The sequence below is a fragment of the Pseudovibrio sp. W64 genome (genome assembly GCF_001623145.1).
Lineage (GTDB): Bacteria > Pseudomonadota > Alphaproteobacteria > Rhizobiales > Stappiaceae > Pseudovibrio.
In genome coordinates, this window is record NZ_LMCI01000038.1 from 814,674 (window position 1) to 832,012 (window position 17,339).

General features: G+C 51.7%; 16 protein-coding genes. 7 read left to right on the top strand and 9 right to left on the bottom strand.

Annotated elements, in window-relative coordinates; translation table 11 throughout:
• Positions 1-95 precede the first annotated feature (95 nt).
• Entirely contained in the window at positions 96-1,502 is a 1,407-nt protein-coding gene (der, locus tag PsW64_RS20335; protein ID WP_057460945.1) for a ribosome biogenesis GTPase Der, read from the top strand.
• 218 nt (positions 1,503-1,720) lie between these two features.
• A complete protein-coding gene (locus PsW64_RS20340) occupies positions 1,721-2,503 on the top strand; it encodes an inositol monophosphatase family protein (protein ID WP_063304755.1) in 783 nt (260 codons plus the stop codon).
• Between the two features lie 74 nt (positions 2,504-2,577).
• Here PsW64_RS20340 and PsW64_RS20345 read toward each other — a convergent pair whose 3' ends face one another.
• The 9 genes from PsW64_RS20345 to rpsF form a co-directional block, all read right to left on the bottom strand.
• The gene (locus PsW64_RS20345) at positions 2,578-3,324 is read right to left on the bottom strand and encodes an SDR family NAD(P)-dependent oxidoreductase (RefSeq protein ID WP_063304756.1); all 747 of its coding nucleotides are present in this window, start codon (positions 3,322-3,324) and stop codon (positions 2,578-2,580) included.
• A 5-nt stretch (positions 3,325-3,329) separates the two neighbouring features.
• The gene (gene purF / locus PsW64_RS20350) at positions 3,330-4,823 is read right to left on the bottom strand and encodes an amidophosphoribosyltransferase (protein ID WP_063288438.1); all 1,494 of its coding nucleotides are present in this window, start codon (positions 4,821-4,823) and stop codon (positions 3,330-3,332) included.
• A gap of 46 nt (positions 4,824-4,869) precedes the next feature.
• Positions 4,870-5,496: a CvpA family protein gene (locus PsW64_RS20355; RefSeq protein ID WP_057460948.1), complete on the bottom strand. Its 627-nt coding sequence runs from the start codon at positions 5,494-5,496 to the stop codon at positions 4,870-4,872.
• Positions 5,497-5,577: 81 nt separating this feature from the next.
• Positions 5,578-6,981 (bottom strand): DNA repair protein RadA, encoded by a 1,404-nt coding sequence (gene radA, locus PsW64_RS20360; protein ID WP_063304757.1) that lies wholly within the window; start codon positions 6,979-6,981, stop codon positions 5,578-5,580.
• A 33-nt stretch (positions 6,982-7,014) separates the two neighbouring features.
• Positions 7,015-8,166, bottom strand: a complete 1,152-nt coding sequence (gene alr, locus PsW64_RS20365; protein WP_063304758.1) for an alanine racemase — start codon at positions 8,164-8,166, stop codon at positions 7,015-7,017.
• 135 nt (positions 8,167-8,301) lie between these two features.
• Positions 8,302-9,789, bottom strand: coding sequence for a replicative DNA helicase (locus PsW64_RS20370; RefSeq protein WP_057460951.1), 1,488 nt, complete (start codon positions 9,787-9,789; stop codon positions 8,302-8,304).
• A 336-nt stretch (positions 9,790-10,125) separates the two neighbouring features.
• Positions 10,126-10,743 carry a 50S ribosomal protein L9 gene (rplI, locus tag PsW64_RS20380; protein WP_063304760.1) on the bottom strand — a complete coding sequence of 206 codons (618 nt, stop codon included), beginning with the start codon at positions 10,741-10,743 and terminating at the stop codon, positions 10,126-10,128.
• 150 nt (positions 10,744-10,893) lie between these two features.
• Positions 10,894-11,139 (bottom strand): 30S ribosomal protein S18, encoded by a 246-nt coding sequence (gene rpsR, locus PsW64_RS20385; RefSeq protein ID WP_008552033.1) that lies wholly within the window; start codon positions 11,137-11,139, stop codon positions 10,894-10,896.
• 6 nt (positions 11,140-11,145) lie between these two features.
• Entirely contained in the window at positions 11,146-11,586 is a 441-nt protein-coding gene (gene rpsF, locus PsW64_RS20390; protein WP_057460953.1) for a 30S ribosomal protein S6, read from the bottom strand.
• 514 nt (positions 11,587-12,100) lie between these two features.
• Between rpsF and fabD the strand changes: the two genes are divergently transcribed.
• The 5 genes from fabD (at position 12,101) to mltG (ending at position 17,205) form a co-directional block, all read left to right on the top strand.
• A complete protein-coding gene (fabD, locus tag PsW64_RS20395) occupies positions 12,101-13,054 on the top strand; it encodes an ACP S-malonyltransferase (RefSeq protein ID WP_063304761.1) in 954 nt (317 codons plus the stop codon).
• 115 nt (positions 13,055-13,169) lie between these two features.
• A complete protein-coding gene (gene fabG / locus PsW64_RS20400; protein WP_057460954.1) occupies positions 13,170-13,907 on the top strand; it encodes a 3-oxoacyl-[acyl-carrier-protein] reductase in 738 nt (245 codons plus the stop codon).
• Positions 13,908-14,181: 274 nt separating this feature from the next.
• The gene (locus tag PsW64_RS20405; RefSeq protein WP_008551920.1) at positions 14,182-14,418 is read left to right on the top strand and encodes an acyl carrier protein; all 237 of its coding nucleotides are present in this window, start codon (positions 14,182-14,184) and stop codon (positions 14,416-14,418) included.
• A 153-nt stretch (positions 14,419-14,571) separates the two neighbouring features.
• On the top strand, positions 14,572-15,837 hold the full coding sequence (gene fabF, locus PsW64_RS20410; protein WP_057460955.1) for a beta-ketoacyl-ACP synthase II: 1,266 nt from the start codon (positions 14,572-14,574) through the stop codon (positions 15,835-15,837).
• A gap of 192 nt (positions 15,838-16,029) precedes the next feature.
• Positions 16,030-17,205, top strand: a complete 1,176-nt coding sequence (gene mltG / locus PsW64_RS20415; RefSeq protein WP_063304762.1) for an endolytic transglycosylase MltG — start codon at positions 16,030-16,032, stop codon at positions 17,203-17,205.
• The last annotated feature ends 134 nt before the right edge of the window (positions 17,206-17,339 follow it).

The following is a 17,339-nucleotide window of genomic DNA, read 5'->3' on the forward strand; positions in this document are numbered from 1 at the left end:
TTTCGAAACTGGGATACGTTAAAAAATAAAAGCTTAGAGGAGGGCGCATAAGGCGAACTACTCTAAATGCTGCATACCAGACGAGGAGTATTCGCGTGACTGCGACAGTCGCCATTATTGGCAGACCTAATGTTGGCAAGTCGACGCTCTTCAATCGCCTTGTAGGCAAGCGCTTAGCGCTTGTTGATGATACCCCAGGTGTGACCCGTGACCGTCGGTCCGGTGATGCACGCTTGGGCGATCTGCGATTCAAGATCGTTGATACTGCCGGCCTGGAAGAAGCAGAGGCAGCAAGCCTCGAAGGGCGTATGCGCGCTCAAACAGAAGAAGCAATCCGGGATGCGGATGCATGCTTATTCCTTATTGATGCACGCGCTGGCTTGATGCCGCTTGATGAGCACTTTGCGAACCTTCTTCGCCGTGCCGACACCCCTGTAATTCTTTGCGCCAACAAGGCGGAAGGCAAAGCAGGCGATGGCGGTCTCTATGATGCGTTTACGCTTGGGTTGGGTGATCCTGTTCCTCTTTCTGCGGAACACGGAGAAGGCCTGTCCGAGCTTTATGATTTTCTGCGCCCGATTGTAGATGCTGCAGACGAGATGGAAGGTTCTTCCGAATTTACTGAAGCACGTACAGATGTTGATGTAGAGGACGAAGAGATCGACGAGCCGGTTGGCACACTCGAACGCCCTTTGCGCATGGCAATTGTTGGCCGTCCAAACGCAGGCAAGTCTACTCTCATCAACCAGATGTTGGGTGAAGAGCGCCTTCTGACCGGACCTGAAGCTGGCATCACACGTGACAGTATCTCTGTTGAGTGGGAATGGCAGGATCACCATGTAAAGGTGTTCGATACTGCAGGTATCCGCAAAAAGGCACGCGTGCAGGAAAAGCTGGAAAAGCTCTCCGTTGCGGACGCCCTTCGCGCAATCAAGTTTGCTGAAGTTGTTGTTGTAACGCTCGATGCCACCATTTCCTTCGAAAAGCAGGATTTGCAGATCATCGATCTGTGTGCCCGTGAAGGCCGCGCAATCGTTATTGCACTCAATAAGTGGGACTTGATTGAGGATCGTGAGGATGCTTGGGGTCATATCAAGGATTCACAAGCACGCTATCTGAATCAGCTACGTGGTGTTGAGATTGTCACCATGTCCGGCATCAACGGGCAGGGCCTTGATAAGCTCATGCAGGCTGTTTTCCGGTCTTACGAGATGTGGAACAAGCGCGTTGGTACATCTGGCCTCAACCGCTGGCTGGAAGGTGTTCTGATCCACCATCCGCCGCCAGCAGTGTCTGGACGTCGTGTACGCTTGCGTTTCATGACACAGCCAAAGACACGTCCACCGCATTTCGTGGTGTTCTGCTCCAAGCCAGACAATCTGCCGGAGAGCTACACCCGATATCTTGTGAATGGTATTCGCGAGCGTTTTGACATCAAAGGAACGCCCATTCGTCTGTCCTATAGAAAGGGCGACAATCCATACCACAAGAAGAGAAGGTGATTTCGCTTTCACTTAATTTCATAAAAGGGCAGCAGTCAGCTGCCCTTTTATTTTGCCAAATCCCAGAGAACCAGGAACTGTCAGGGTTCTGAACATTGTCGCGTACTTGAATTTTTCTCTAGAAGTATCAGTCAGTGCCGCTAATAAGTTGCAATTCTTCCTGAATCTGCTTTTAATCGCGCTCTCTTTCCGCATTCCCTACATTTAATAGGATTATCATGTCACAAGACCGTTTTACGTTCGCCAACGCTCTGGTTAAGCGCGCTGGTGCCTATGCGCACGAATATTTTACGCGTTTGGAGACCCTCAATATTGAGAGTAAAGGTCATCAGGACATGGTCTCTGAGGCCGATCGCGATACTGAATTTCTTGTCCGCAAAGCCATTGCCGAAGCATTTCCAGATGACAGCATCGTGGGAGAAGAGGGTGATCCCAAACCGGGTACTTCTGAGTATACCTGGATCATCGACCCGATAGACGGTACGGCGAACTTTGTCTCCGGCATTCCACAGTGGTGTGTGATCATTGCTTGCGTCAAAAATGGCGAGAAATACATTGGCGTCACTTATGATCCGTGTGCTGATGAACTGTTTGCAGCTGAAAAAGGCAAAGGGGCAACACTCAACGGTACGCCAATGAAAGTGTCCACGAGCGATTCATTGTCCAATGGGTCAATCGGTCTGGGCTTCAGTGCACGCGGGCGCAATCAGGCTGTCAAAAGCGCAGTTGATGCACTGCTGGATGAAGGTGGGATCTTTTTCCGCAACGCGTCCGGTGGTCTTATGCTGGCATATGCTGCTTCTGGCCGTCTCATCGGCTATATCGAAGAGCACATGAACTCCTGGGACTGCATGGCAGGCCTGCTCCTTCTGGAAGAAGCTGGTGGGAAGTGTCAGGAAATTGACGTCGCCAACGCAGTCATGAACGGCTGTAAAGTTGTTGCTGCTTGCCCGGGTGTATTTGATCAGACCAAAGCGCTAACTGATAAGTGCTTCATCTAAAACACCTCAGATTGCACAACAAAAAAGCCCCGGCTCATCACCGGGGCTTTTTCGTATTTGTAGGCTTATGCCGTTTAGCTGGTCAGCTGCACGAAGTCCCTAAGTTCTTTGCTCGGGAAATCGTAGAGGCGACCATTCTCCTGGCTTTCTGGAAGACAGAAGCGCACGATGTCCTCAGAGATCTCAGAAGGATGCGGCAGGGTTTTTGGGTCTTCGCCCGGCATTGCTTTTGCACGCATGCCAGTCCGCATCGGGCCTGGATTGATGAGCATGGACTTAACGCTGGTCTTCTGCGTTTCGTTCACATACGTGCGCACAAGCGCTTCCAAGGCCGCTTTGGACATGGAGTATGGTCCCCAATAGGCGCGGCACTTATGTGGCGCTCCTGAGGTCAGGAAGACCGTACGGCCCGCATCGGACTGACGTAGCAGTGGATCAAGCGAACGAATAAGACGCCAGTTCGCAGTCACGTTGATTTTCATCACGTCATCGAACTTCTTCGGGTCCACATGACCCAGCGGAGAAGTCGGACCGAGAATACCAGCGTTACCGACAAGAATGTCGAGCTTTTTCCAGCGCTCAAAGATAGCAGCGCCCAAACGGTCAATCGCGTCGAAATCAGTCAGGTCAACTGGCACAAGCGTAGCTGAACTACCGGCCTTCTGGATTTCGTCATCCAGTTCTTCCAGTCCGCCAACAGTCCGTGCGATCGCAACAATATGCGCACCTTCTTCAGCAAGCTTTTTTGCAGCAAAATAACCAATGCCACGGGAGGCTCCCGTGACAACAGCAACACGACCTTCAAGTCTTTTCGAACTCATTGAACTTAACCAGTTTCTACAAGGCGGGGAGCCTGACGTGTGTCCACATCGTCAGACAAATCTGTAAGCGGGGTCGGATAGTCCCCGGTAAAGCAGTGATCAGTGAACTGTGGGTTCTCGTTGTCACGGCCATTCTCATGACCCATGGCACGGTAGACACCGTCAATGCTCAGAAAGGCAAGGGTATCTGCACCAATGTATTTGCGCATACCTTCAAGATCATACTTGGCAGCCAGTAGCTTCTCGCGAACCGGCGTATCGATGCCGTAGTAATCGGAGAATTTGATTGGCGGAGAGGCCAGGCGGAAGTGAACTTCCTTCGCACCAGCATCCCTGATCATCTGAACGATCTTTACGCTGGTGGTACCGCGCACGAGGCTATCATCCACCAGCACAACGCGCTTGCCTTCAATTTGCGCTCTGTTGGCAGAGTGCTTCAGCTTAACACCAAGCGTACGGATCTGCTGTGTTGGCTCAATAAAGGTACGGCCAACATAGTGGTTACGGATAATGCCAAGCTCAAACGGCACCCCGCTTTCGGCTGCAAAGCCAAGAGCTGCAGGAACGCCAGAATCTGGTACCGGAACAATTACATCTGCTTCAACCGCGCTTTCCTGTGCCAGCACACGCCCAAAACGCTTGCGAACGTCATAAACGGAATGACCGTTCAAAACACTGTCCGGGCGGGAGAAGTAGATGTACTCAAAGATGTCTGGGCGGGAAGGGCGCTTACCGAATGGGAAGTAGCTTTCGATACCACCCGGCGTACAAACAACAACCTCGCCATTCTCAACTTCGCGAATGAATTTAGCGCCAATGATGTCCAGTGCACATGTTTCACTTGCAAAAATCGGAGCGCCATTGAGATCGCCAAGAACCAATGGGCGAATTCCATAAGGATCGCGCGCACCAATCAGCTTTTTGCGTGTCAGCGCGACAAGAGAGTAAGCACCTTCCATCTGGCTGATAGCCTCGATGAAGCGATCTACGATCTTTTTCTCACGGGAACGGGCAACCAGCTGCAGAACCACTTCACTGTCAGACGTGGACTGGCAGATCGCACCGTCCTTGATCAACTGACGGCGCACGGTCATCGCATTGGTGAAATTACCATTGTGACAGATTGCAATCCCGCCACCATCAAGCTCAGCAAACAGCGGCTGCACATTGCGCAGTGCAGCTTCACCAGTGGTGGAGTAGCGCACATGGCCGATTGCGTACGGACCCTTCAGGTTGTCGATGGTTTCCTGCTGAGTGAAATGATCACCTACAAGACCCATATGACGTTCTGAACGGAACTGATCGCCATCAAATGTCACAATGCCTGCAGCTTCCTGTCCGCGATGCTGAAGCGCATGAAGCCCCAGAGCCGTCAGTGCTGCTGCATCATCATGTCCAAGAATGCCAAAAACACCGCATTCCTCGTGCAGGGTATCGCCGTCAAAATCTGCCTGTAGCTCTTTCAAAGCGGCAGAATTGTTTGATACGCCACTGCTCATGGCATCACTCCTTGGTTCTTACTTGGGCCAAATATCAAAATTAAGCTTAGTTCCGGCCTTCGCCGGAGGCCGTCAGCTGGTCCAGTCCGCGCCGCTCACTTGGGGAGTAACGGGCTTCTTCATCACTGGATGCGCCTGTTGCAGAGCCGGTCGTGCCGCCCTGCTTACGAATCTGGTCCATAATTGCGCGCTCAGGATCTTCCGGCAGTGCGGCAACCAAACTTTGACCACTGGTCACCAGCAGGTGTCTGGATTTGGCATCCATGATCCAGTTTGGTTGGCGTGGCTCTGGTACAAACCAGTTAAAGAACAGCAGCGCAACGACAACAAGCAGGAAGCCGCGGGCTGCGCCAAAAACAAAACCGAGGGTTCTGTCGAGCGCGCCAATTCGGCTGTCCAGCACGAAGTCTGAAATGCGCATGGTGATGTAGCTCACCACGATTAATGTCACGAGGAAGACAGCACCTGCAGCAATGGCAGTTGCCAGTGTGTCATTGGTTACGTGCTGCAACACAAATGGTTTCAGGCTGCCATAAAAAAGATAGGCGGCGACTGCTGCTGCGACCCATGATGCAATAGAAAGCACCTCACGCACGAACCCGCGAATCATAGCAAGAACGCCAGAGATCAGCATGATAACCAGTAGAATTCCGTCTAAGAGTGTGATCGGCATCTGTCGACACAAGTCCCTTGTTTGACTGGCAGGCAAACCAACAAAAATGCCTGCCGGTTAAAATCAGCCTAGGTTAAACCCTTAAGCGTTTTCCATTTTCTGTGCACTGGCAACAATATTTGCTACCAGATCTCCCAACTCCTCAAGTCCTTTAACCTGACCGAGAGCATTGGAGCCTTCTTTCATATTCCCGTCGGCGATAACCGCCTGACCGAATCCAAGCTTCTGAGCTTCCTTTAATCGGGAAGCTGCCTGAGCAACTGGTCGAACTGCACCAGACAGACTGATTTCGCCGAAATAGACGCATTCGAGGGGAAGAGCAACCCCACTAAGCGATGAGATTAAAGCTGCCGCAACGGCGAGGTCAGCTCCTGGCTCATTAATTCTCAGTCCACCAGCGACATTCAGATAAACGTCATGTTGCGCAAACTTAACACCGCAGCGTGCTTCAAGCACGGCCAAAATCATAGAAAGGCGCGCACTATCCCACCCGATCACCGCTCGGCGTGGTGTGCCAAGGGGGGAGGGTGCAACAAGTGCTTGCATTTCGACCAGCAAAGGCCGCGTACCTTCTATCCCGGCAAACACGGCTGAACCTGGAGCAGTTGCGCTTCGTTCACTAAGGAACATAGCACTGGGATTCTTTACTTCTCGTAGCCCCATGTCGGACATCTCGAAGACGCCAATTTCATCCGTTGGGCCAAAGCGGTTTTTCACGGCTCGCAAAATGCGATATTGATGCGCGTTATCACCTTCAAAATAGAGCACGGCATCAACCATGTGCTCTACAACGCGTGGGCCAGCGATCTGGCCGTCTTTCGTCACATGACCAACAAGAACAACCGTTGTTCCGGTTTTCTTGGCAAAGCGGACCAGAGCCTGCGCAGAAGCTCGCACCTGCGTTACTGTTCCTGGCGGAGAATCGGCCATCTCGGTCCACAGCGTTTGGATACTGTCTAAGATCACAAGATGAGCGCGGTCATCACCCTTCTTGGCTTCCAGAGTGGCAAGAATGTCTTCCACGCTTGTCTCGGCAGCCAATTGAACCGGAGCATCGCGCAAACCAAGACGCTCTGCACGCAAACGCACCTGATCCACCGCTTCCTCGCCTGAGATATAAACGATATTGTGCCCTTGATAGGCAAGATGTGCGCTGGCTTGCGTCAGCAGGGTGGATTTGCCGATACCGGGATCGCCGCCTACCAGCAGAGCAGAACCTTTTACAAAGCCGCCACCAGTCACACGGTCCAGCTCGGCCACACCTGTGATAATTCTCGGAGCGTCTTTGGTTTCTCCCGAAAGACCAACCAGCGGAACAACCCGGCCCTTGGAACGCGAAGCGGTCTTGGGCCCGGCTCCGATGCCGCTGGGCTCTTGCTCTTCCTGAATTGTGTTCCATTCACCGCAAGATTCGCAGCGGCCTGCCCATTTGAGTGTGGTTGCCCCACAAGACTGACAGACAAATGAAAGGGAGCGTTTCGCCATATCGAATTCAGGTTCCTGCCAGTGTTTAGCTCGCTAGCGTTTATAGTGGCGTGTATAGCGTGCTCCAAGGCTACACAGCAATTCATATGGGATGGTTTGAGCAAAGTTTGCCAATTCATCCACGTTTACATGTGCGCCCATAATCTCAACCGGAGCACCGCGTGACAGATGTTCCTCGGGAATATCCGTCACATCAACTGCAATCATATCCATGGAGACACGGCCAAAGATGGGAGCAAAATGCCCGCCGATATAAACCCGTGCGCCGTCAGGCTGGTCGTCAGAGCTGCCAACCAGTCGGTGCAAACCATCCGCATAACCTGCATTTATGGTTGCAATCCGGCTTTTTCGCGGTGTTACACGGGAAGCCCCGTAACCCACAGGATCGCCAGTGGGAACTTCACGCAAACTGATGATTTCCGCCAGTACATGTGCAACTGGAAGCATCGGGTTGCTGTCGTCAGGAACTGGGTTTCCTCCATAAAGCGCAATGCCTGGGCGAACCATGTCGAAGTGGTAATCAGCTCCCAGGAAAATACCGGCAGAGTTGCTCAAGGATTTGCGGGCGCCCGGAAACAACTCACAAACCCGCTGGAAACGATCCAGTTGCTTTGCGTTGAGCTCGTGGTCAGGCGTATCGGCGCAAGCAAGATGGCTCATGATCAGATCGATCTTGATGTCCTTAAGGAAATGAGGCGACTCACCAGTCTTCAGCGCGTCTTCAATAGACATGCCCAGACGATGCATGCCTGTATCAAAGTGTAAAGCCGCAGACAGTTCTTCATCCAGGCCTTGCGCAAAAGCAGACCATTCAGTTGCTTCCTCAAGACTGTTTAAGACCGGTTTGAGATTGAAATCGTAATAGAATTTCTCACGGCCACGAAAGAGGCCATTCAGCACATAGATTTCTGCGTGTGGCAGTTCTTTGCGCAGGTCGATTCCTTCTTCAGGAAGCGCAACAAAGAAGACACGGGCTCCGGTGTGATAAAGTGTTTTGCCAACTTCTGTAGCACCAGTCCCATAACCATTGGCCTTGAGTACCACAGCGCAGGTACAGCCATCACCCACCTTGCCATTCAAATAACACCAGTTCGAGCGTAGAGCGGTAAGGTCGATGGTTAGCTTTGCAGCACCGCCAGCAGAATGAGCTGCGCGGGCAGATGTAGGAGCGGCAGAATGTGTCACGCGATTGCCCTCAGATTCTTTGAATGCGCAATAACCTACAAAAAATATCTGAATTTAAAAAGAAAGACCCGGAGCACTACACAACTGATGTGCGTTACCCCGGGCCAATCGCTAATTCAGTAGGATAAACCAGCCTTACTCCATAATTCTGTCAGGAATATGGGCGTCGTCTGCCAGATCGGAGAAGCGAGTGAACTCGCCCTGGAACTGCAGATCAACAATGCCAGTTGGACCGTGACGCTGCTTGGCGATAATGACTTCCGCCTTGCCGCGCAACTGCTCCATCTTGCTACTCCATTCTTCGTATTCTGGAGTGCCTTCAGGCGGTTCTTTTTTGCCCATGTAATACTCTTCACGATACACAAACATGATCACATCCGCATCCTGCTCGATCGAGCCGGATTCACGAAGGTCAGACATCTGTGGTCGTTTGTCGTCACGGTTTTCAACCTGACGAGAGAGCTGGGACAGCGCGATGATCGGAACATTAAGTTCCTTCGCCAGCGCTTTAAGGTTGGTGGTGATCTCAGTAATTTCCTGAACACGGTTGCCCTGATTCTTGGAGGAACCAGATAGCAGCTGAATATAGTCGACCACGATCATATCCAGCCCCTTTTGTCTCTTCAGCCGCCGGGCTTTGGAAACGAGGGACGCGATGGAAATACCACCTGTTTGGTCCACATGAAGTGGAACGTGTTGCATATGCTGTGTCGCCGCTACCAGCTTCTCAAATTCAATCTCGTTGATGTCGCCGCGGCGAATCTTGGAGGAAGAAATCTCTGTCTGCTCGGAAATAATACGAGTAGCCAGCTGTTCGGCACTCATTTCCAAAGAGAAGAAGCCAACAACGCCGCCATTTACAGTCCGAACAGTGCCATCTGGCATCTCTTCAGTCTGATAATTTTCAGCAATGTTATAAGCGATGTTCGTAACCAGCGATGTTTTTCCCATCGCAGGACGACCAGCCAAAACGACCAAATCCGAAGACTGCAAGCCACCCATGAGTTTGTCCAGGTCACGCAAACCTGTTGAAACACCGGAAAGGGCGCCTTCACGCTGAAAGGCTGCTGCGGCCATCTCAATAGTTTCGGTCAGTGCACTGCCAAAGTCCTGAAAACCGCCGTCAGATCGGCCAGTCTCCGCCAATTCAAACAAACGACGCTCAGCATCGTCGATCTGAGAGGACGGTGGCATGTCGATTGGCGCGTCATAAGCAATGTTCACCATGTCTTCGCCAATGGTGATCAGGTTACGGCGAGTCGCCAGATCGTAAATGGTCTTGCCGTAGTCTTCTGCGTTGATCACAGAAGTCGCATCACCTGCAAGACGCAGCAGATACTGAGTTGCAGACAGGTCTGCAATCTTCTCATCTGCCGGGAAAAACGTTTTGAGCGTAATAGGCGAGGCAATCTTGCCTGCCTTAATCAACGCTCCGCATTTGTCATAGATATCCTTGTGGGGAGCTAAGAAAAAATGGCGCGCTTCTAAAAACTCCGAGACACGATAATAGGTCTCGTTGTTTACCATAATGGCACCAAGAAGCTGGCGCTCTGCCTCGGCATTATGCGGGACCACTCTCATGGTCTCACTAGCCTTCTCTAATTTTTGGACTGTGCCCTTCATTCCGCCCCTCGTGCCGCTTGGCAACTTGGTTACAGCTTTAAGGCGGGTAGGAAAAGGGGGCCTTCGCACCTTAAGCCCAGTTCTTTAACAAAATTAAATCAGCGGGGAAAATTGCAGGTTGCCAATTGACAGTCGCTACTCTCTAGACGCGAGAAAAGCTTAGAATAATTGTTTAAAATCAGCCGTATTCAGGGATTTTCGCCCCAACTACAATTATTAACAAACTCTTTTTTGAGGAATAGAATCAGCGGGGCCTTTGCCGATTCTGCCAAGATCAGTGCATAAAAAAAGGCAGAGTCAGAGACCCTGCCTTTTTCATCGAAAAGTGAAGAAAAATTATTCTTCGGTTTCTTTTTCTTCGCCTTCAGCTTCATCTTCGTCAGAAGCTTCTTCAGCGTTTTCTTCGCCGTCTTCCAGCTCTTCGTCTTCGTCGAGATCTTCGTCGAATTCAAAGCTGTCTTCTTCACGGCCTGTGAGGTCTTCGCCTGCTGCCTGACGGTTAGCTTCGTCTTCAGAACGAGCAACGTTAACAGAGATTTCAACTTCAACTTCAGGGTGAAGGACGATGGATACGTCGTGCAGACCGATGGTCTTGATTGGCGCGCGCAGGGAAACCTGGGAGCGAACAACGCTGAAGCCTGCTTCGGTCAGTTCACCAGCGATATCGCGGGTAGCAACAGAACCGTAGAGCTGACCAGTTTCGCCAGCAGCGCGGATAACAACGATGCTTGCGCCAGCCAGCTTTGTGCCAACTGCTTCAGCTTCAGTTTTACGCTCAAGGTTACGAGCTTCAAGCTGTACACGTTCGCTTTCAAAGCGCTCAAGGTTAGCTTTGTTTGCACGAAGTGCTTTGCCCTGAGGCAGCAGGAAGTTACGTGCGTAACCGTCTTTAACAGCTACGGTTTCGCCCATCTGGCCAAGTTTAGCCACACGCTCAAGAAGGATAACTTTCATGGAATATCTCCTTTGCTGTCCTGCGGAAAGTGTGATCCGCAGTTAGAGAGAGCTTCTCGCTGATGCGATCAATCTCTCAACCGTGATCCCGACATGTCGGGATCATGAAAAAGGTCAGGGTGCAAAACACCCTGACCCAATAACCAAGACTTACTTGATTACGAAAGGCAGCAGGCCGAGGAAACGAGCGCGTTTGATGGCACGAGCCAGTTCACGCTGTTTCTTCGCAGATACTGCGGTAATACGGGAAGGAACGATCTTGCCGCGCTCAGAGATGTAGCGCTGCAGAAGACGGATGTCCTTGTAGTCAATCTTCGGCGCGTTCGCGCCGGAGAATGGGCAGGTCTTACGACGACGGAAGAAAGGACGACGTCCTGCGGAAGAAGATTCAGCCATTTTCAATTACTCCGCTGCAGGTGCTTCAGGACGACGATCAGGGCGTGGGCCACGATCACCGCGATCGCCACGGTCCGGACGTGGACCACGATCGTTACGGTCACCACGACGACGGTCGTCGCGATCACGCTTCTGCATCATAGCGGACTGTTCTTCGTCCAGCTCTTCTACACGGATGGTCATGAAACGAAGAATGTCTTCGCTCAGGCCCATCTGACGTTCCATTTCAGCAACAGCCGCGTGTGGAGCATCTACATTCATCAGAGTGTAGTGAGCCTTACGGTTCTTGTTGATACGGTAAGTCAGAGTACGCAGACCCCAAGTTTCGATTTTGCCGACTTTGCCGCCGTTTTCTTCGAGAACAGTTTTGAACTGTTCAACGAGGGCTTCAACCTGCTGAGTAGAAATGTCCTGACGAGCCAGGAACACGTGCTCATAGAGCGCCATGTGGATTGCCTTTCTGAGTTAAACAATTCCGGTATTGGCGCAAAGCCCCTTCGAACGGCCCTCAGAAAAAGGCCCAGAAGATGTTTACACAAGAGCGGAGACACGGGAAGACGGATATCTTTCAACTCCTACAGCCCCAAAGGGCTGCCTTCCTTTAAGCCTCCGGCCTAATACCGGAAACGAGATGGGCTTTATAGCCAATCCCCTACAAAAGACAAGTACTATCGGGGAAAAAGACCTTTTTTCCAGATGCAGTCTTGACATTGCGCTTGCAAGGCGGCTCATGTCGCCCCGATGAATACGCAGGCAACCAAGGTTTTCCTTGGGTTTCTTGAAGGTGCAAGCAGCTGACCAATAGGGCATCTGCAGTGCTACTAATTTTGGCGGCGGTCATAATTTACACGTATTTGGTGAATTTATAGCCGCCCCATCTTGGAATACAAAGTGGACCACCCACATTTGAGGCGATTGGCCCACATTGACGCAATATAGAGTGCGACGGAGCTATTTATAAATGACTATTGCATTTACATTTCCCGGACAGGGCAGCCAGACGGTTGGAATGGGTAAAGAACTTGCCGACACGTTCCCGGAAGCGCGCGCTGTATTTGAGGAAGTTGATGCAGCTCTCGGTCAGTCTCTGACCAAGATCATGTGGGAAGGTCCGGCAGACGAGCTGACCCTCACTGCAAACACTCAGCCAGCTCTGATGGCTGTAAGTCTCGCCACTATGCGTGTGCTTGAGGCAAAAGGCGTTGACCTCTCCAAAGCTGCAAGTTTTGTTGCAGGCCATTCTCTTGGTGAATACTCTGCACTGGCTGCAGCGGGCTCTTTGAGCATTGCCGATGCAGCACGTCTGCTGCGCATTCGCGGTGACGCAATGCAAAAAGCAGTGCCAGTAGGTGAGGGCGCAATGGCAGCTCTACTGGGGCTGGACTTCGATCAGGCGATGGAAGTTGCACAAGAAGCCGCCCAGGGCGAAGTTTGTCAGGCAGCCAATGACAACGCAACCGGTCAGGTTGTTGTGTCTGGCCATAAGGCAGCCGTAGAACGTGCTTGTGAAATCGCAAAAGGCAAAGGCGCTCGCCGCGCTGTTCTGCTTCCGGTCTCCGCACCGTTCCATTGCTCCTTGATGCAACCTGCTGCAGACGCAATGGCAAAGGCATTGGCTGAAGTTGAAATTAAAGCACCGGTTGTTCCACTTGTTGCAAACGTTCTTGCTGCACCAATCACTGATCCGGAAGAAATCCGCACTCGTCTGGTAGAGCAAGTGACTGGAACTGTACGCTGGCGCGAATCTGTAACCTGGATGGCCGACAACGGAGTGACCACGCTCGTTGAAGTCGGCACTGGTAAGGTTCTCAGTGGCATGGTGCGCCGTGTCGTCAAATCTCTGGAAGGTGTTGCGATCAACACGGCAGAAGATATTGATGCACTTGTTGCACGCCTTGAAGGCGTCGAAAGCTAATACACAGATTTTGAAGGCTCAAAGGCACCGCATTTTGCACTGCGTATAGACGGAACCTATGGTTCCTCCCTATGAGCTTTCTTCAAACGGATTTTAAGCCGAGGAGACCAACGGCATGTTCAATTTAGAAGGTAAAGGCGCTCTCGTAACCGGCGCGACCGGTGGTATCGGTGAAGCGATTGCACGCGCTCTTCACGCGCAAGGTGCAACTGTAACCTTGTCCGGTACCCGCGAAGCGAAGCTGGAAGCGCTGGCATCTGATCTGGGTGACCGCGTTCACATTAAAGCAGCAAACCTGTCTGATCGTGACAGTGTTGATGCGCTTGTACCAGCGGCTGAAGAAATGATGGGCACTCTCGATATCCTAGTGAACAACGCTGGTATCACCCGTGACAACATCTTCATGCGCATGAAGGACGAAGAATGGGATCAGGTTCTTGAAGTGAACCTGTCCGCAACATTCCGCATCTGTCGTGCTGCAATCAAAGGCATGATGAAGCGCCGTCAGGGCCGCATTATCGGAATTACCTCTGTTGTTGGTGTTACCGGCAACGCAGGTCAGGTGAACTACTCTGCTGCAAAAGCTGGCATGATCGGCATGTCCAAGTCTTTGGCGCAGGAAGTGGCGTCTCGCAAGATCACCGTAAACACAATTGCTCCAGGTTTCATCTCAACCGCGATGACCGACGAGCTGAACGAAAAGCAGCGCGAATCGATCCTGGGCAACGTTCCAGCTGGTCGTTTGGGCACTGCTGAAGAAATCGCAGGTGCAGCTGTTTATCTCGCAAGTGATGAAGCAGCGTACGTTACCGGTCAGACACTGCACGTGAATGGCGGTATGGCGATGATTTAACGAAGAAATACGCAGCCGGTCCGATCCTCTTACAAATGGGGCAATCACTACTGGCGGCTGGTAAACCAGTGCTAATTGTGCTAGGAACCCGCCGATTAGAAGTGACCTCTTGGAAAGAGGAACGGAAAAGCTGCGGTTTTCTTTGGAAGCGGCTTAACATATGGGCCGTTGCGTCTTTTCAAAAGAACCAGAGTATGCAACACGGGAGCCGAGTGAAACAAGGCCCCGCGAAGCGGACCGAAACACTACCTTGAAAACCAATTGAGGACTTAAAATGAGCAATGTTGCAGAGCAGGTAAAGAAGATCGTTGTCGAACACCTCGGCGTAGAGGCTGACAAGGTCGTTGAATCTGCAAGCTTCATCGACGATCTTGGTGCAGACAGCCTGGACACCGTTGAACTGGTAATGGCTTTCGAAGAAGCATTTGGCGTTGAAATCCCGGACGATGCTGCTGAAACCATTCAGTCCGTTGGCGATGCTGTAAAGTTCATCGAATCCAAACAGGGCTAATCCTGTTTCAAAAAGCTAGGCACGCGGTGGGTCATTTGCGCTCGCCGCGCCTGTTTCCTTTTCAGCTGCATGCCTGTCGCAGAGAATGACACTTATGTCTTCCGGTACGACACAAAGGGCTGGCAGCGCCAATCTAATTAAAGTGCAGGAAATATGCGTCGAGTCGTTATCACAGGCATTGGCATGGTTAGCCCACTGGGCAGCAGTGCAGAAATCTCTTGGCAGCGAATTCTTGAAGGTAAGAGCGGTGCACGGCGCATCGAGGGCTTCGAAATTGAAGACCTTCAAACCAAAATCGCCTGTCAGGTACCACTTGGCGATGGAACCGATGGAACCTTCAATCCAGACGATTTCATGCTCCCAAAAGAACAGCGTAAAGTAGATGACTTCATCATTTATGCTGTCGCAGCTGCCGACCAGGCAATTGCAGATTCGGGATGGAATCCAGAAACCGAAGAAGAGCAGAACCGTTCCGGTACCCTGATTGGGTCTGGAATTGGCGGTCTTCAGGGTATCGCTGAAACAGCTATTATGATGGAAGAGAAGGGCCCGCGTCGTGTTAGCCCGTTCTTTATTCCTGGCCGCTTGATCAACCTTGCAAGCGGTTATGTGTCCATCAAGCACAAACTCAAAGGCCCGAACCACTCAGTGGTTACAGCTTGTTCCACTGGTGCGCACGCTATTGGCGATGCTGCCCGTCTGATCGCATTGGATGATGCAGACGTTATGGTTGCTGGCGGCACTGAGAGCACAATCTGTCGTTTGGGAATTGCCGGGTTTAACGCCTGTAAAGCACTGTCTACTGGCTACAACGATGAGCCTGAAAAAGGTTCTCGTCCCTACGATAAAGACCGTGATGGCTTTGTCATGGGCGACGGTTCTGGCGTTGTTGTTCTCGAAGAATACGAGCACGCTGTTGCGCGCGGTGCAAAAATCTACGCTGAAGTTGTTGGTTACGGTCTGTCCGGTGATGCATACCACATCACGGCACCGGCATCCGATGGCGACGGTGGGTACCGTTGTATGAAAGCCGCGCTGAAACGCGCTGGCATTTCTCTCGGTGATGTTGATTACGTCAACGCGCACGGCACCTCAACACCTCTGGGTGACGAGATTGAGCTGGGTGCAGTTGAGCGTTTGGCTGGTGATGATGCCGGGTCTTTGACCATGTCATCCACCAAATCTGCAACCGGCCACCTGTTGGGTGCCGCTGGCGCAGTAGAGGCAATCTTCACCGCTTTGGCGATCCGTGATCAGATTGCTCCACCAACGATCAACCTTGAAAATCCATCAGTTGAAACTGAGATTGACTTGGTCCCTAATAAAGCCAAGAAGATGGAGATTAATTATGCTCTGTCTAACTCATTTGGCTTTGGTGGCACAAACGCGTCTCTGGTTCTCAAAAAAGTCGAGTCATAACTCGCTTTCTTGATCAAGAAATAAAAGGGCCAGACTCCGCATGGCGGAATCTGGCCTTTTATATTGCGGCTCCCGAATGGGTTAGGCTCTGTAATGAGTATTTAAAGCGTATCTGCGAAAAGTGGGCATCGGTTTTCGCTAAGGATACGCTAGTAATGGAGTGCTGTAAGTGCTCCCGTATAGAGGGTTACAATGGCTCAATCGCCTGAAGACAACTCAAATGGGCCTCAAGATCAGTCCGATCTTCATATTCAGCCGGGTGGGCAATCTGCACCGCGGAGTCCAAGCCGTGCTATTCAGCCAGAAGCTGCACCACCACCTCCGCCGCGTTCCCGTCATGCACGCAATCCAGTCGTCATAACCATTAACTTTCTGCTTTCCATGGCTGTACTCGGTATTATCGTTGCCGGCGCTGCGCTTTATTGGGGGAAGGGCGAGTTTGACGCCACCGGTCCGCTGACAGAAGACAAAATCTTCATTGTCGCGAGTGGCATGAGTTTGCCGCAGATTGCTGCGAAGCTGGAAGACGAAGGCGTCATTACCAATTCACTCGTATTTGAAGCTGGCACCCGCCTGTTCAAAAATGAGAACAAGATCAAAGCAGGTGAGTACGAGTTCCCACTAGGCATCTCCATGAAGACCGTCATGGAAGATCTTGTCGGTGGCCGTGCTGTGTACCACTCCGTAACCTTCCCGGAAGGCTGGAGCAGTGCCCAGATCATCAACCGCCTGAATGCAAACAAGATCCTGACCGGTGAAATCTCTGCAATCCCAGCAGAAGGCTCATTGCTGCCAGAAACCTATACATTCACTCGCGGAACCACGAAGGCGCGCATTATCGAACAGATGGAAAAGGCGATGAATGATCACATCGCCCGTATCTGGGAAAAGCGCTCCCAGGGCTTGCCGATCGACACACCAGAACAACTCGTGATCCTTGCCTCTATCGTAGAGAAGGAAACGTCCAAAGTGGATGAGCATCCGCGCGTTGCCTCTGTCTTCGTTAATCGCCTGCGCAAGGGCATGCCGTTGCAGTCTGATCCAACGATACTTTACGGCTTGTTTGGTGGCGATGCCTGGACAAAAGATCGCTCTGCGATCACGCGCTCCATGCTGAAAGAAAAGAACCCTTACAACACCTACCAGATCAAAGCATTGCCTCCGGGACCAATCGGCAACCCGAGTGCTGCAGCTCTGGAAGCGGTCGCAAACCCTGCTCGCACAAAAGATCTCTACTTTGTAGCCGACGGAACTGGTGGCCATGCTTTCGCTGAAAGCTATAAGCAGCATCAGCGCAATGTAGCCAACTGGCGTAAGGTTGAAAAAGAGATCCGTGCCAGACAGGCTGCGGAAAAGAAAAAGAACTGATCTGCAAATCTTGCAGGACAAAATGAGAAAAACCTGCCCAGTTGAAACACCGGGCAGGTTTTTTGCTGAAAGCAAACATCTGCCTGAAAGATGCATACCGGTTTTCAGATTAGGTTAGGCGCAAAGGCCGGGGC

Excerpts from the sequence above, each read along its gene's own strand:
- PsW64_RS20340 (WP_063304755.1), top strand. The coding sequence starts at position 1,721 with ATGTCACAAGACCGTTTTACGTTCGCCAACGCTCTGGTTAAGCGCGCT.
- PsW64_RS20345 (WP_063304756.1), bottom strand. The coding sequence starts at position 3,324 with ATGAGTTCGAAAAGACTTGAAGGTCGTGTTGCTGTTGTCACGGGAGCC.
- purF (WP_063288438.1), bottom strand. The coding sequence starts at position 4,823 with ATGAGCAGTGGCGTATCAAACAATTCTGCCGCTTTGAAAGAGCTACAG.
- PsW64_RS20355 (WP_057460948.1), bottom strand. The coding sequence starts at position 5,496 with ATGCCGATCACACTCTTAGACGGAATTCTACTGGTTATCATGCTGATC.
- radA (WP_063304757.1), bottom strand. The coding sequence starts at position 6,981 with ATGGCGAAACGCTCCCTTTCATTTGTCTGTCAGTCTTGTGGGGCAACC.
- PsW64_RS20370 (WP_057460951.1), bottom strand. The coding sequence starts at position 9,789 with ATGAAGGGCACAGTCCAAAAATTAGAGAAGGCTAGTGAGACCATGAGA.
- rplI (WP_063304760.1), bottom strand. The coding sequence starts at position 10,743 with ATGAAAGTTATCCTTCTTGAGCGTGTGGCTAAACTTGGCCAGATGGGC.
- rpsR (WP_008552033.1), bottom strand. The coding sequence starts at position 11,139 with ATGGCTGAATCTTCTTCCGCAGGACGTCGTCCTTTCTTCCGTCGTCGT.
- rpsF (WP_057460953.1), bottom strand. The coding sequence starts at position 11,586 with ATGGCGCTCTATGAGCACGTGTTCCTGGCTCGTCAGGACATTTCTACT.
- fabD (WP_063304761.1), top strand. The coding sequence starts at position 12,101 with ATGACTATTGCATTTACATTTCCCGGACAGGGCAGCCAGACGGTTGGA.
- fabG (WP_057460954.1), top strand. The coding sequence starts at position 13,170 with ATGTTCAATTTAGAAGGTAAAGGCGCTCTCGTAACCGGCGCGACCGGT.
- PsW64_RS20405 (WP_008551920.1), top strand. The coding sequence starts at position 14,182 with ATGAGCAATGTTGCAGAGCAGGTAAAGAAGATCGTTGTCGAACACCTC.
- fabF (WP_057460955.1), top strand. The coding sequence starts at position 14,572 with ATGCGTCGAGTCGTTATCACAGGCATTGGCATGGTTAGCCCACTGGGC.
- mltG (WP_063304762.1), top strand. The coding sequence starts at position 16,030 with ATGGCTCAATCGCCTGAAGACAACTCAAATGGGCCTCAAGATCAGTCC.